The 15,444-nt window shown below is 57.7% G+C and carries 12 protein-coding genes; 9 read left to right on the top strand and 3 right to left on the bottom strand.

Features of this window, described 5'->3' with window-relative positions:
• Positions 1-54 precede the first annotated feature (54 nt).
• The gene (locus NATOC_RS05675) at positions 55-1,083 is read right to left on the bottom strand and encodes a tyrosine-type recombinase/integrase (RefSeq protein WP_015320471.1); all 1,029 of its coding nucleotides are present in this window, start codon (positions 1,081-1,083) and stop codon (positions 55-57) included.
• A gap of 588 nt (positions 1,084-1,671) precedes the next feature.
• On the opposite strand from NATOC_RS05675, the gene NATOC_RS05670 reads away from it, so the two are divergent.
• The 4 genes from NATOC_RS05670 to NATOC_RS05655 all read left to right on the top strand — a co-directional run bounded on the left by NATOC_RS05670 (position 1,672) and on the right by NATOC_RS05655 (position 3,768).
• On the top strand, positions 1,672-1,965 hold the full coding sequence (locus NATOC_RS05670; protein ID WP_015320470.1) for a hypothetical protein: 294 nt from the start codon (positions 1,672-1,674) through the stop codon (positions 1,963-1,965).
• Entirely contained in the window at positions 1,966-2,277 is a 312-nt protein-coding gene (locus tag NATOC_RS05665) for a hypothetical protein (protein ID WP_015320469.1), read from the top strand.
• Positions 2,277-2,795, top strand: coding sequence for a hypothetical protein (locus tag NATOC_RS22765; protein WP_015320468.1), 519 nt, complete (start codon positions 2,277-2,279; stop codon positions 2,793-2,795). Before NATOC_RS05665 ends, NATOC_RS22765 begins: the two co-directional genes overlap by 1 nt.
• A 151-nt stretch (positions 2,796-2,946) precedes the next feature.
• Positions 2,947-3,768, top strand: a complete 822-nt coding sequence (locus tag NATOC_RS05655) for a coiled-coil domain-containing protein (protein WP_015320467.1) — start codon at positions 2,947-2,949, stop codon at positions 3,766-3,768.
• Positions 3,769-4,187: 419 nt separating this feature from the next.
• On the opposite strand, the gene NATOC_RS05650 is transcribed toward NATOC_RS05655, so the two are convergent.
• A complete protein-coding gene (locus NATOC_RS05650) occupies positions 4,188-7,049 on the bottom strand; it encodes a restriction endonuclease (protein WP_015320466.1) in 2,862 nt (953 codons plus the stop codon).
• 500 nt (positions 7,050-7,549) lie between these two features.
• Entirely contained in the window at positions 7,550-7,849 is a 300-nt protein-coding gene (locus tag NATOC_RS05645; protein ID WP_015320465.1) for a hypothetical protein, read from the bottom strand.
• Between the two features lie 358 nt (positions 7,850-8,207).
• Between NATOC_RS05645 and NATOC_RS05640 the strand changes: the two genes are divergently transcribed.
• From NATOC_RS05640 to NATOC_RS05620, 5 genes are all read left to right on the top strand, one after another.
• Positions 8,208-8,585 carry a hypothetical protein gene (locus NATOC_RS05640; RefSeq protein WP_245549687.1) on the top strand — a complete coding sequence of 126 codons (378 nt, stop codon included), beginning with the start codon at positions 8,208-8,210 and terminating at the stop codon, positions 8,583-8,585.
• Between the two features lie 117 nt (positions 8,586-8,702).
• Entirely contained in the window at positions 8,703-10,343 is a 1,641-nt protein-coding gene (locus tag NATOC_RS05635; RefSeq protein WP_157224589.1) for a hypothetical protein, read from the top strand.
• The gene (locus NATOC_RS05630; protein ID WP_015320462.1) at positions 10,340-13,813 is read left to right on the top strand and encodes a VirB4 family type IV secretion system protein; all 3,474 of its coding nucleotides are present in this window, start codon (positions 10,340-10,342) and stop codon (positions 13,811-13,813) included. Before NATOC_RS05635 ends, NATOC_RS05630 begins: the two co-directional genes overlap by 4 nt.
• Positions 13,813-14,091, top strand: a complete 279-nt coding sequence (locus NATOC_RS05625; RefSeq protein ID WP_015320461.1) for a hypothetical protein — start codon at positions 13,813-13,815, stop codon at positions 14,089-14,091. The genes NATOC_RS05630 and NATOC_RS05625 overlap by 1 nt, the downstream gene beginning before the upstream one ends.
• Positions 14,091-15,443, top strand: coding sequence for a hypothetical protein (locus tag NATOC_RS05620; RefSeq protein ID WP_015320460.1), 1,353 nt, complete (start codon positions 14,091-14,093; stop codon positions 15,441-15,443). The genes NATOC_RS05625 and NATOC_RS05620 overlap by 1 nt, the downstream gene beginning before the upstream one ends.
• Position 15,444 lies beyond the last annotated feature (1 nt).

Below are 15,444 nucleotides of genomic sequence, written 5' to 3'. Positions count from 1 at the left end.
GCACCATTTAGCTATAGTTCCGAACGGACAATATACATAAAGAGTTCGTAAGGACTACTCCCGAATCTCATCGATTGACTCAGCAAGGTCTTTCGTTTTGAGGTCGCTGTAGGCCTCGTGAGTCGTCTCAATCGATTTGTGACGCAATACCTGTTGGGCCTTTTCGGATTCACCGAGCGCGTACAGTTCGGCGCCGAGTCCACGACGTGCGCCGTGGGGCTTGAGATACTCGTGTCCGTCGCCGAGTTCGATGTTCGCCTCGTCTGTGAGGCGTTTCATCACTCGCCGTGCACCCTCTTTGGAAATTGACGGCGGTGCAATCTCGTGCTCACGGAGCAGATTGTCAAGGACGTCTGTCTTCGACATATCGCCTCTCTCCTCAAACGCCTTCGATAGTCGATCTTCACCGAGTTCATCCTCAAGGACACCGTGTTTCGACTGAAACTGGCCGGTCGGAAACACCGGCCACTCGTCAGTCGACGGATCGGTGTACCTGCGGTGGCGCTTGAGGACGTCGCGAGCAGCCTTCGGTAGCGGAACCTCTTCGCGATTGCGAGACTTTCCAAAGACGGACAGGACATGGTTCTCGAGGTCGACGTCGCCCCAGGTAATGCCGTCACGTTTCTCGTCCTTGGAGTCGTCGAACAACTCCGCACCTCGGGCGCCAGTCTCCGCAAGCAATACTACGATCGTCCGATCTCGCGAGGCCGTCAACGGATCGGTTCGGATGGTGCCGTCGTTCGCCATATCGACGCGTTTAGTCGCATAGTTCACGATCGCCTGACGCTGTTCCGGTGTCCAGAACTGACTCGAGGAGTCGTTTGTATCCTCTGGGAGGTACTCAGTCGCCTTATTGGTCTTCGCTGGGTTCGCATCAAGGAGTTCCTCACGAACGCAAAAGGAGAGGAACGCCCGCACGTACGCGAAGTACGTGTTTGCTGTCGACGCCGCAATCTCGCCGTCGATTTGACCCTCACGGAGCATATACCCGAACTCCCGAAGGTCGCCCGCCTCGAGCTCGCGAATCTCGTCGATTCCCTCACGCTGGCAGAACGCAGCGAATCGCTCAAGTGCTGGCCGCATGGTCGCCTTCGAGCCGTCGGATTTGATCGAGCGCTCGAGATAGCGAGAGACCGCTTCTCGGACGGCGGAACCCTGAGAGTTAGGCCGTCGATCAGTCGGAGTAGGCATTCGTCTGTGGGGTACAGCGTCGCCCCTCCTAAACACCCATGGTTAAATCTGATTTTAACCAAGGTCTTCGAAGGGATATCTGCGTATAGTAGCTGATCCCAACTGCTTTCTTGAGAGTGATGGAAATTATTTATTTTTGATATTAATAGTGAATGATTTCAATAAAGCCGACTATTCCTCATTTTCTTCCTCCAGTAGCCGCCAAATGACGTCTTCATAACTTTCACCTCGAGACTTTCGCTCATATAGTTCATCAGCAAGTTCCGTAGTAACCCTAATGCTCGTGTACTCGGACATGGCCGATGATTTTGTCTCCGCCACCATACATCTACGTGTCTCACGTAGCACAATTAATGTATGCATGTATGGTTGCATACTTTTATACACTTGGAGCGTGAACTGTGAAGTACAGACCGAGGGTCGCCGAGAAACTCTTGGCCGGCTGGTGGCACAGCCGACCTCGGTCTTGTGGCAAGACCAATGTCAATTCAACCACGCACACCCGAAACGGTTTCGGCTCGCAGTCGTACCGACCCTCGACCGGACTACATTCTCGTCGGCGTCGACACCGAGGACGCACACCACATCTACCGAACGACCGACGAAACGATCCACGTCATCCACAACGCCGACCGCACCTACCGCTACGACCTCGCGGCCCTCAACCGATCGATCAACGACTGGATCGACTACATTCAGACCCAGCGGGGCTTCACGACCCAGCACCTCTACAAGACGCTCGCGGACTCGCTCACCACGGCGGAGGCGATCTAGATGGCCTCGAGCGACACCACCACGCCGGACGACCGCCCGCGCCTGCGCGTCGGCGACCACGTCCGCGATCGCGAGATGCCCACCCAGACGCTGCTCGTCCTCGAACACACGGAGATCCCCGCCAACGAGTACCCGATCGGGATGGGGCCCGCGACCAGTGCCGACGTCCACCCCGAGTACGACCCCACCAGCGAAATCCTCCGGGTCGCCTACCCCAATCCAACGGCGCCCAGCGTTTCGGAACTCATTATCGCACCGATTCCACGGGCCCGTCTCGAACTGGTCACCCGCTTCCACGGAGGCCACGACTAATGCTGCTCGAGGCTACGCCCGCGCAACTGCCCGCGGGACTGCCTGTCGGTACTCAGGGCGCCACCCACTGCCAGTGGTGTGACTACGAGTTCTACGAGGGCGACGTCGCCACCGTCCTGGTCTCGAAGCCAGCCGACAGCGACCACTGGACGGTTCACCGTGCCTACTGCGCCGGCTGTGATCCCAGCGCGATTACCGGCCCGACGCTTGGCTGTACGGAGCTCCTAGTGACGTGCCGGCTCGGCACCCAGACTGATCTGGCCACGCAAGAGACCGAGCTGGTCGTTCTTGAACCGGAGCTGCGCGACGCGAGTGAACCTGCCGAGAGCCAGTCCGCACTCGAGACCGACGAGGACGTCCCTCCAACTACCCAGCCGGCGGAGACGGACGGGGTCGAGATCGAGACCCTGCCACCACGTCTCAACGGATTCGACAGCCATCGATCACCGATGAGCACTCCGGACGGGGCTGACATCAATAGCTCCGAGGAACAGGCCACCCAGACCGACGCCGACTAAGCACGGCACTCAATGTCGGTCACTCCGCCAGCAGCCCGCGAGTGGAGGGACTCCACCGTGTCCGGAGTCCCGGCTGCCAAGCCGACCGACCACAGTGGCCGCACAGCGACGCGTATCGTTCGTACAGCGATTTTTCGCGATCACTAACTCGATGTCTTCCAACCACACGACTTCCGACAGCGACGCACAGTCGACGATCATCCAGACCCTGACCAAGGAACTACGAACACTCCGCTCGCGAGTCGACGAACTCGAGACCGAAAAGGAGACGCTCGAACGGCAGGTCGAAACCCAGCAGGAACGAATCGACGATCTGGAAGAGCGACTCGACGAGAACGATCAGACCCGCAAGGACCTCGCGAAAAACGCCACCCAGGCCAAATCACGGGCCGAGGAAGCAAAGGAGATCGCCCGCTCTGCCAGCGCGAAAGCCTGCCAGATCGAAGCCACTATCGAAGAGGACGATGGTGCCGACACCGCTAGTGAGACGGCACAGCTGCCCGGCGACGTCGAGCCGTCGACAAGCCCGCTGGATTTCTTCGCGAACTGCCGTCAGTACAAGGTCAAACAACGGTTCGTCGACGATCGTAGCGAACAGAACACCTACCGGGCGCTACTGGTCGCGAAACGGTGGGAAGAGTTCGCGACCAAACGCACGACCGGTGATGGCGTCTTCTTCACTCGCGAGGACGTGCGCCAGGCCCTAATCGCAATCATGGGTGAACAGCCCCATGGCACGACCATCACGCGTGTCTGGGAAGCGATGCAAAATCTCGGTGGCTCGGACCTCGAAGAACGAACACGACAGGTGAGCCCGAAGCAACCGTCCAAGGAAATTCTGACCATGGATCGCGAGACCGCAACCGGTCTGCTCGAGGACCGGTACTGTCACCTCGATCTCCTCGAGGATGGTGCACCGAGTGCTGGTGGCGTCACACCTGTTGTGACCAAGCCAACAGCCGGAACCGCGTGAGAACGACAAGATAGGCCCCAATAAGAGAGGAAGACAGACACGAGCGAACCTGGTCGTCGACTTCCCAGTCGACGTCGCTGTCTCTTCTAGTGACAACTATGAGGAGGAGCCTCCTGTTTCAGAAGTAGTAGCAGTGTGAATAACACAGATTCGGCGGTCGCGTTCACCTTCGTCCTCACAACGGGTGTGACTAAGCCAAGGCTGCGAACCTCTCGGAGTCAGGCCCCGAGGCACTTAGCCTGTCTTTTCTGTAAACACACATCGTTAGGTTCGCAATCCTACATAACACAGCCATTGAGGTGTACCGACCAGATTAGTCGAGCAATCGTTCCGTACAGGGCAAGCAGATAATTGATAATTAATCTATATATATAGAATTTGTTAAGAACACCCTCCTGAATAGAGAAACATGAAACTAATCATGGCAGGCCGTCAGACTGTAGAGTTTCGTAGGCAACCGGTGTCAGATGTGATTTGTTTAATTCACTTATCAACTGTGGCCCGTTCACCAGTTTGATACGTCCTATGTGACGCCCAGCTTCTTCTTTCGCGGATTGAGTGAACCCCGCAGTCGTGACAATAACGGCCATATTAGCAGAGGTTCCGGATAATGCCCCTATTGTTTTTTGAACAGTAGGACGCCCCACGTTATTCCCGAAACTATGGCGTTTAGCCTGAATGATAAGCTGATTTTGTCCATTTTCTGCGATGATGTCGATACCCCGGTCATCTGCCCGCTGAGTCACTCTCGTGTCATATCCTTTGTCTTCGTACAGCCGGGCGACTAAGTTCTCGAATTCCTGCCAGTCAAATTCGATCACATCGTTAAGTTCCCACGTCGCATCTACCATAGACTGGAGGCGTTTACTGATGTCGTCTACCTGTTCGGCATCCCCCGCCACAAGCGCCTTGTGTAACTCCGTTTCTAGCTCATTTACCTCAGGGGTTGTCTGCTGACTATCCTGTGCCGAACAAAGATCGTCGAGAGCATCGTAGGCTTGAGTAGCTGCTTCGCGAAGCGTTTCAAGTTCGTTGACTTGTTCGGCGATCTTCGCTTGCAGATCTGAGTCCGGTTCATTTTTCTCTATTTGACTGTTAATATTATCAACAATATCATCTGTTGCCACCCTGCTTTCCCACCGGACAACTACCGCTATCCGTTCGATACATGTAACCAGGTCATCGTAGATTTCCATTCGGTCAACCGCCCCCGATACATCAGCTGGATACGGCTCTGCTTCGATGCGGTTCTGGAGCTGTAGTTGATTGATTCCTGCGACCCGGCCTTCGGAGTCAATTCGGGCGACCAACTGCTGTCGCTGCTCAATCATCTCCAGCGTCGTGTTAATTGTCGAGAGCGATTCCTGTGCATCCCGTATCTGGTCCAAATCCCCTTCTCGAAGCGCCTGCTCAGCCTGATCTACTGCCGACATCCAGTCGTAGTCGTCAGCAGCACTACCGACCTCTGCGGCCTGTTGTTCGACCTTTGTTTTCTGCCGGAGAGTTTCGGCGGTAGCCTCGACGATGGTTTGCAGTCGATCGACATCCTGGTCCAGACCAATGACTGGTGTCGATGGTTCCACAGTGAGTCTCTCTTCTTGGTTGATGACGTACCAGATATCACAGTCGGTGCTCTTCTGCAATTCAGTTATCTGGTCTCTGACAGTTGCGTAGTTGTCGAGTACCTCGAGAAATCTGTCGAGGTCAGTGACAGCCTGACGGGCATCATCGAGTGATTCATACTGGTCTGGGGCCCCGTCCTCAATCCGATGTTCTACCGCATCGCTATACTCAGGGAGTGTATCTTGGAGGGTGACGGCTTTCTTGACCGTAGTTTCGTAGTCGGTCTGAATCTGATTCCAGTACTTCCGTCGTTGAAGATGGCGATAGGTGCCAGCACCAATGCTTCCAATAAGCCCTAGAACTGCTATCCCTGCCCCACCGGTGATGAGTCGACCTCGGCGTTCTGCCGACTCTGCAAGCTCCTGTGCGCGTGAGTATTGTCGTTCTTCAAACGCGATTTCCGCCGCGGTAAGTTTTTCTCCATATCCAGATACAGTGGCTAGGACTGATCCGTGCAAAAGACCAATACCCCGTGCATCGTCTAGTGCAGAATCTGTCAGGTATCGCTGCCCATGATACAGATGAATACCACTTTCTGTTTGAACTGCAACCGTCTCGACGTCTCCATAGACCGTTTCTACCGGCCCAACGATACTATAGGTATCAATCACCTCGCCCGTCACTGTATCAATGCACTGAAATCCGCTATCTGTTTGATTGATTAGCGTATCCTCTGTGACCGCGAACTGGCCACTACTTTCCTCGTATGACTGTTGCCACACAATCTCTCCATCACTAGCTGCAAAAGCGGTGATGGTATCAGACTCATCTAGAACAAATCCATATGGTCCGGCTTGCCCAACAGATGATGGAGTGGCAGGCGTGAGTTGAGTTTCCCAGTAGGTGTCACCAGTCTGGCTGTCAAGGGCTGAGGCACGACCATTAGTAGCCAACCAGACGATTCCTTGGTCAAAACCATCTAGGATGGTTTCAAAGTCCTCAAGCGGGGGGCTTGTCCACCGTTCATCTTTAGTCTCCTTGTCGAGGGCAGTGATTTCTGGTGTCAGTTCAAGAGGCTGATACGGATCAGTCTCAAACACGTCCGCGCCCTGGCTCAAATAAAGCGTATCATCGGTTTCTCCAACTAGAATCAACCGTGTTTGGCTCTCGATACGCCACTTGATTTCCCCGGTCGATTTGTCAAGTGCAACAAGTTGGCTATGTCTGTACTCGTACCGGTCCCTTCCCAGTGTATCAATCTCGTAATTTTCCGCAAGCACGAAATCTTCGAAAGGATGAACTATGTAATATGTAGTTTCGTATTGAAGCTGAGTTTGCCAGACCTGCTCCTGTGTGTCGTAATCGTACGCAGCAACAGCATTACCGACAGAAGTGAAGACGTAGTTACTGTCGGAATCATAAATCGGAGTACCAACTATAGAGGACACGTCAATTGTCCACTGTTCCCTCCCTGACATCAAATCAAGCGCGATGATCTGATCATCGATAGACTCCCTGCCAACTCCAACAAACACCGTTTCCTCAGAACGACTGACGTGATGTGATACGCCACTAAATTCTGTGTCCCATGCAAATTCCAGTGGAAAACCAATTTTCTGATTTGTCTCCTCTTGGGAAGCAGTGTTACTTCGTGATACGTACCCCACAACTCCTGCTGTCGTAATAGTACCAAGAACCTCACGCCGTGAACTCTTCATAGTGACAAGTCCATCTATACATGAGAAGATTCAGGTCTAAGAGTCATCCGTTCTAATTAAAACTTGCAGTAATCTCTACTAGTATTGTTAACTACTAGAAGTGAGGTGCGCATCTGCACGTAACAAACCGACCAGTTCAGATTCACATCCTAAAGCGATCGTGCTACTATCTACTGTTAGCTCTCTGTGTGGAAAATATCTTTATAGAGTGAGACTATACTGTGGGTCATAGAAAATGCCAGGACTACTCACACGATCTAACGCCGCTGCTGCGAGGTTCACCGCAGTGCTGACGTTCCTCGCCGCCTACGCAGCGTTTGTGTCATCCGAACTTCTTTCAGCGCTCACCCTCACTGCAGGCGGTGTGGCTATCTGGGTTCTCAGTGGGGATCCACATAACCACGGTGCGCTCCGGCGTGTCTCAGGGGGCGTAATTTGGATGGTTCTCCTGATCCTCGGTGTCGGGTTCGGCCTCTCGTAGTGTCGGAAGAGAGTGCTGGTCAGTTGTCTTCGAGATCGCGAGCAGCGTACAGGAGCATCCCCTTCCAGGTAAATCCGTGGCGCTGCCGTGTCTCGTTCAGTTGTTCGTACTGACTCCCCCCGTCGGGTTCTAACGAACCGAGGCTGCGGAGGGTATGCATAAGAAGCCCGCGCCAAGTGAGTCCGTTCCGACTCTTGAGTTCGTCGAGCCGCTCGTACTGATCGCGAGGCATGTCGACTGAGACGTATCGCTTCTTCTCGGCACCCGGGACCTCGATGTTAACCGATTTGAGATCGTCTTCGTTGTCAGTGCTCGTCATAGTACTTTCCTGTACCCAATGGATGAGGGTGAGAATTTGCTATGGTGCATACCAGGATACGCTGAGTTGACTCTTATTATATAAAAGACTAGTTGTTGAAGCGGTGCCAATGAGGGATGGATTTATTGTCTAAGATCGAATAACAACTAGAGAAGCCTCACTAATGACGTGCTTTGAGATGGGTTATACCTGTGGGGCTTCATCGGTTAGGAAGACGATGACTGGACACACACCTGATTCGGATGCTAGTAAGAATCGTATACTGTTGCAGAAGCTCTTGCTGTGGGTCCTGCGGTCGGCCCACGAGAGTCGTTTGGAACTCGAGGAACTCAGAGAAAACCAGAGCCAGAGGTCGGCAATGGCGATTCACCGCCGACTGCTCACACCGGTTCGAGCGACGGTCCTCATGGGGGCCGTCTCGCTGGTCGCTTCCCAGTCGGTGGCGGCACAGGACGATGGGACGGACATCTGTGGGGAGGGCTTTGGGCTCATGATCTTCGACGTCCAGATGATGGCCTGGCAAGTCCTGCTCGGGGCGCTGTTCGTGATCTTCATGCTCGGACTCGTCCTCCGGGCGGTCCCGCTGTTCACTGGATCGACGGCGGTTGGGAGCCTGATGATGGTCGGCCCGATCGTCGGTGTGATTGCGTTCATCTTTTTCGTCCAGTTTATCGACATCGCTCTCGGTTACGCCGACGGTCCCGGCGTCGGAGAGGGCTGCTCGCCGTTCGTCTAACTCTTTAACTCCATGAAACTTCTCCGAATCATCCTCGTTGTCGCAGTGCTGTGTACTGCGGGAGCACTCGCTGTACCAGGCCTCGCTGCTGCTGACGCCGGCCTGGCGCCGGACGGTGTGGTACTCCAGACCGAGGACGTCGATGACGAGGATGTGAGTGTCTGGAGTCCGCCAGGGAACGATACCGACGAGGCCGACGACGAAGACGATGAAACTGGTGCATCGGGTGATTCGGACTTCGGTCCCAGTGACGACGTCAGCCTCGAGGAGAACGAGACCGATGGCGACGGGTTCGATCCTGAAGCCGTAGAGTCAGTCGACGGCGTCACTCAGGACGATCTCGAGAACGGTACGATCACGCCGGAGGAATACCAGGAGCTCTCCGAAGCACAGGAGCAACTGGAAGGCGACAGCCGATCGCCCCTAGGTGGCGGGATCACCGACACGATCGGGGACACCGCGAGTAGCGCGCTGAACCCTGCCGACGCTGCCGAGCAAGTCTGGGAGCGGCTGACCGAGATGTTCGCGTCGGCTATGACGATGTTCGTCGAGGAGGTCTTCAACCAGGCACTCGGGACACCGACGATCAACAACGACGGCGCCTTCGGAATCCTCGGCACGCCGGAAGCCATCGAGGAAGGTGAGCAGACGCCGGCGAACACGGAGGCCGGCCAATACGACGCTTTCGCGTCGGAGAACTACGTGACGGTCTACGAAGAGATCTACCTCGGGCTGGTTATGCCGATGGCGATGTCGATCATGTTCCTCCTGGCGCTGTTGATGCTGGTCGCTCCAGCGGTCACAGCGATTACACGCCGGAAGGTCGGCTCGATACTCGCGTCGGGGGTCTTCGTCGTCCTGATGATTGTCGCAATCTGGGAGTTCGCGACGCTGCTGCACGCGCTGAGCGACGCAGCGACACAGCTGTTCCTCCCGGACGGCGAGGACGTCCTTGACTCCGAGGTGACGACGTACTCCGGTGGCGTGGCGAGTGCGTTGATCCTGTATTTCAAGGGCTGGGTCGGTGGCGCTTCCCTGGCGTTGATCCACGCGACTCGGCACGTCCTCCTGTTCGTCTACCCGGCCGTGTTGCCGATATTCTTCATCCTGGCCTACTGGGGCGGCCACCGTCGGGTGAAGCAGGTCGGTTCGTTCTTCATCTGGCAGTGGTACGGCCTGCTGGTCATGAACATTCCGACAGCGGTGCTGCTCGCGTTCGCAAACGCCGTTGGCTGGCAGCTCTTTCCGTGGGACCTGCTCAACTTCGTCGCTACGCTCGGGATCTTCGCGCTTGCGGTCATGATCCCGTTCGCAGTGAGCGGGTCGTTCTTCCTGATCGGCCTCTCGATGCGTGGGGCTGCGGTCGGGACCGCGTCCTCGGCGATCTCGAAGTACGCACCCTCGCCGCGTCCGGCGTCGGTCTTCGGCGGCGACCGGACTCGATCGGCAAAGGAACGTCTCAAGCGTGGTGGGTCGAAGGCTGGCGCCGCAGCGGCGAACCGGTCGAAGGCGGCAGCACAGCGCGCGAAATCGTCTGTCAACTCTCGTCGACCGATTCGGACCGACGGCGGTCAGTCCTCGGAGTCGGGCTCAACGTCGACCTCGAGGACGTCGTCGCGATCTCCCCCGAACTCGACAGACGGGACCGGCGTCACGCCGAACCAGCGTCGAAAAGCGGCGAAACAGAGAGAAAATCGCGCTCGGAACGCGAAGCAGGCTAGCCGGGCCCGTCAGCAGTTAGACCACTACCGCAAATGAGCGACAACAGTACCAGCGATTCGGATGGTATCGACCACAAAGTAATCCACACCGGGACGAGCGATCAGGTCGTCCTCGGGATGAGCAAGATGGAAGTCCTCGCGGCGGTCGCGCCGCCGGCGATGATCTGGTTCGTCGGCCGGCAGCTGATCGGCGGCACGCTGGGGACGCTTACCTACCTCGTGGCGTTCGCCTGGCTAATCGCCGGCTTCGGCTTTATCGTCGCGAAGGATCCCTGGATGACCGCTCAGTTCTACGCCGAGACAGTCCTCCGATCGTTTTCACAACAGCCAATCATGCTCTTCGATAGGAACCCCGATGATTCTGGTATTGAACAGCCAACGAACGACTCGCTGCTCGGGGCGGCAGCGTCAATTCCCCTTGCAGGGCTTCGATTGCTGTCGTCAGTCCGCGGTCCAGATTCTCCAGATGACAGATCAGAGGGTCCAGTACGAAGTCAGGATTTTGTCCAGTTTACGAAAGCCTACCATGGGACGCCGGCAGTCGAGACCGACGAAGGTCGTGTGGTCGGCGCGTTGCGTATTTCGCCGGCGAACATGGTGACCTCGAGCGAAGAGGAGTGGGAGCGACAGTCGCGCTTCTACGCGAAAGTGCTCGATACAGCGGTCAAAGGGAATATTCAGATCGCCGAGTACATGCGGATGGTCGACTACACGCCTCGGATCGAGCGCTACACCCAGCGCGAAGAGGCAATCGTCACGACCGCCGATGGCGAAGCTCCGCCTGGCGAGGTCGACTACACCGAGCTCGACTTCGGGAAGAAGCTGCTCGCGGATCTCTGTCGAGAGCGAGCCGACGTCGTCTCGATGTACGATCTGTCGACGTACACTGTCGATCCTTACCTGATCGTGGAGGTCGAGCCAGGTGACGTGGTGACCGAGGACGATGTCGAAGGTGGGCTGACGTCGGTCCCGATCGTCGGCCGTTTCTACACCCACTGGAAGGTCCACCAGCTCAAGCAAGCGGGCGAGCATATCCCGCAGATGATCGAGCTCCTCGAGGACCGACTCGACACGATCAGTGATTCGATCCGGCGCCTCGAGGACGTCAGCGGACACCCAATCCCGAGTGAAGAACTGTCGCAGGTGGCGGCGGATCACTACCAGGCAGCCAATGCCTACGCCCACGCGGACTACACGTCGCTGGTCCGGCAGAACCCGATTCCGACGCCACAGGTCACTGAGGACGGCGTCGAAACCGGCGAGGTGTCCGATCCGGAGTACGACGTGACCTACGCTCATCTGGATGTTGAAGCCGATCGCGACCCGCGGACGACGTTGTCGCGGCGCCACAATCAGCTCGCGATCGCCGATCAGCACGCAGAGAACACCGGTCCGGATCCCTCGGCAGAGTCCTCGCCTGAGCGGTCCGAGGCTGCTACCGACGGGGGCGTGGCGGCTGACGAACCGACGTCCTCGGTATCGCACGACCCGGCACCGGCAGAGAGTCCGGGCAGTGCTGACATCGCGCTGACCGATGAAGAACTCGAAGAACAGTACATCTCGCTGCTGGCTCCCGAAGAGATCGAGCGCTCCTGGATGAACGGCGGTGGTGATCACCTCCAAATCGACGGCGAGGTCTACGCAGCAACGCTGTTCATCTCGAGCTACCCGAAGGATCCACCCGAAGGGTTCCTCGAACCGATTCTCCAGTTCGATGACGCTGAGGTTCAGACGAACGTTGCGACCCACATCGAGACTGTCGACCAGGACAGGGCCGAGCAGGAGCTCGAGGACTACGCCGACGCGCTCCGAAAGAAGTACGAGCGGGTCAAGGACTCGCGGGTAGAGATGTTCGCGAGCCGGTACCGGGATGAGGCGGATGAGACGCAGGCGGCACTTGACTCGTATTTGCAGAGCGAGCACGACATGTTCGAAGCCCAAACCTATATCGAGGTCCGATCGTTCAACCCGGATGCGCTCAAGCGGGCGATCCGCTCGATTCGAGCGAAGATGTCGGACATGAGCGCGAAGGTCTCGGTCCTCCGGCAGAACCACGATATCGGCCACCAGACAATCGCGCCGGCGTGTCAGGATCGGGTCGATCAGAAGGTGAAGGTCCGATCCGAGGCGCTGGCGGCGATGAACCCGTGGACGACGACGAACCTCCACGAGCCCTCTGGCGTGGAGATCGCCGAGAACATGGCGACCAACGAACCGCTGGCTGTCGACGTGTACAAACGTGACGCGGGGTACAATTGGGTGATCGTCGGTAAGACCGGCGCCGGCAAGACTGTGACTTCGAGCCAGTACCTCTGGCGCTACAAGGTCGACAACCCCGATTCGTTCGTGGCGGTGATCGATCCGCTCCAGGAGTTCGCTAATTTGCAGGAGATCTTCGGCGGCGAGCGGATCGTCGTCGGGTCGACGTACATCAACCCGTTCGACATCAAGCCGACGCCGGAGGATAAGCTCGACGCGATCGGCCACGAGGCCCCGTACCGTGAGTGGCTTGACTCGGGACTTGACTTCCTCGAGCTCTACTACAAGATGCAGGGATTCGACTTCTCGGAGTACCGGGCGATTTGGACGAAGGCGCTCAAGCAGGCGGGCCGTGAGAAGGGGATCACTGAGGATCCGAAGACCCACGACCCCGAGTACCGTCGCCAGGAGGGCTACGATGGCGAGCCGCCGACCATGACCGACGTCATGGAGATCGTCAATGAGATGTCGAGCGACGGCGCCGAGTACGTCGAAGACCCCGACAACGAGAGCCAGGTCCGTGATCGCGAGGAGAAGGCGACGACGGTGATCAACAACCACGTCGAGCCGTTCCGCGAGGGCGGCCACCTGGAGCACCTCGCTCACCAAACGGAGGTCGATCTCGAGGACACGGACTTCGTCTACGCCGACCTGCAGCTCAAGGAGGGTGACGAAGAGGGCGGCGGGCTCATGATGCACCTGTTGCTGGACCTGCTGTACAATGAGGTCAAAGCGCGCCCGGAACCGGGGATGATCTTCGCCGACGAGTTCCACTACCTGCTGCGTGACGACATGACGGTGAAGTCGCTGTCACAGAAGTACCGCCACCACCGCCACTGGGATCTGTCGATTGGCGCCGGCACACAGAGCCATAAGGACTTCTTCGGCACCGACGGCGAGGGCAATGTCCATCTGACGGATAATGCTGAGGTCATGCTCGAACTCTCGTCGATGGAGCTCTACCAGTACGTAGAGGGGATGAACGAGCAGTGGGGCAAGCGGCTGGGGCTCTCGAGTGATGAAGCGGAGCTGATCGACAACCTCCAAAAAGGGAATCTTGCTGATGGGTTCTCCGAGGTGCTGCTCCGGGTTGATGACGAGGGTTGTTACCCTGGTCGCGTCCGGATGGACCACGATCAGAACCCGCGAGAGGCGGTCGCGCTGATGTACGATCCATCCGAGCACGGCGAGGACTACAAGTCGTATCTACAGCAGTACGACGACATCTGTGACTGGAGGTGGTCCTGATGTGGGGCACTCTTGATTCGATCCAGATCAGACCGGATACGAGATACGCAGCCGGGTTTGTCGTTGGGATTAGCGCCGCTGTGCTCGCCGTGTGTGGGGCACTGCTCTACACGGGTGTGCATTCTGGTCCGACCGTGCAGGTCTATGAAACCGGACTGCGGAACGTCATCCGCACGCTGGTTGGCCTCTATGTTATCGGTCTCATCGCCGTGATTGGGCTCGTTGTCCGTGATCTCCCGTGGTCGCTTGCCGAGCACCTTCGCGGAGGTGATGTCTGATGGGGCTTGGCAAGCGGACCGTGTGTGCCACGAAGCAGAAGCTCGGTCTTGGCGACGGCTACGAGGCTCTCGAGGTTACGCCGGAGCTGATTGAGCAGCTGTACGGCGAGCTCCCGGAACGCAAGTCGATCGCGGTGCAACCGAGCAAAGACGGCGGCGGGCCGAAGGACGCGATCGACTTGCTGACGGCCGTCCACAACCCCGGTCGCGGCGGCGTCCTCGGATCGGCTGATGGGCCGACTCATTCCTTTGAGATGCGCTACATCAACGGCCTGGTCGGCTTCCAGTGGGTGATGGCGACGACCGAGGCCCAGAAGCAGATGCAGCGCCAGCTCGAGACGTTCTACCCTGATGCTCACATTGATGTATCAGAGCACGACCGGCCGGCGTTGTTGCCGCTGGAAGAGGGACGCTACGTTGCCGGTGCCTACCTTCGGCTCCGGAAGCGGTCGGATGGGAAGCACCTGTATCCGATCAAGCACATGGACATCGAGGGGTTCGAGAACGACCCCTACGGCTCGATCACCGCGGAGATGATTGGCGAGCGGGAGTCGGATACCGAGACTGATCTCTCCGTGCAGACGATCTTCGAGCCGGCCCCGGCCGACTGGTGGAAGGGCGGGTTGTTGTCGTCTTCGATTGACGATATCGCTGACGAGCTCAAGAGTCCGCGGAAAGACGAGTCGTTCCTCCATGCACTCAAGTACGAGTTGTTCCCCGAGAAGTACGAAATCGTCGGGGAGGAGCGGGAGGCGTCGAACAAGGACAAGCAGGCCTCAAACATCGTTCGCGAACAGCGCGGCGAGAAGGGATTCCGGCTGAACCTGCGGATCATCGGTGTTTCTGATGATCCCGAGTCGGCGGTACAGCGCGTTGCCGAGACGGCCCAACAGTTCGACGGCTACTACGAGAGCAAGACCGAGCAAGGCTTCGAGGTCGTTCCGCTATACGACAAGCCACTGCTGGCCGAGTTGAAGCGAGCCTACGGGCGCGTTCGGGCCGATCGGAAGATGATCATGGGTGTCCGCGGCGCTGCGGGGCTGATCCATATCCCGAACGACGATATCAACACGCAGGACGTCGACTGGTCGCTGACGTCTCACGCCGGCGACGTCCCGGCGAACGCGCCACGGTTTTCGGAGTTCCACGACGCTGGGGTGGTTCCCTGGGAGAAGGAGCGTCGGTCGGTCGAGTTCGAGGACGCCGACCACTGGGAGTACGACATCCCGGCGACCTGGACCGATCCCGAGGAGTACGACGATTTGGGAGTCGACGCCGGTCGCCAGGAGTCCGATGACGATCGCGAACTAGACGACCGCGGCTCTGAGCGAGAGCAGGAGGTGTCCGCATAGC

The sequence above is a fragment of the Natronococcus occultus SP4 genome, assembly GCF_000328685.1.
In the GTDB taxonomy this organism is placed as follows: Archaea; Halobacteriota; Halobacteria; order Halobacteriales; family Natrialbaceae; genus Natronococcus; species Natronococcus occultus.
Note: the sequence above shows the minus strand (reverse complement) of the source record. Positions and strands in the feature narration are given on the sequence as shown.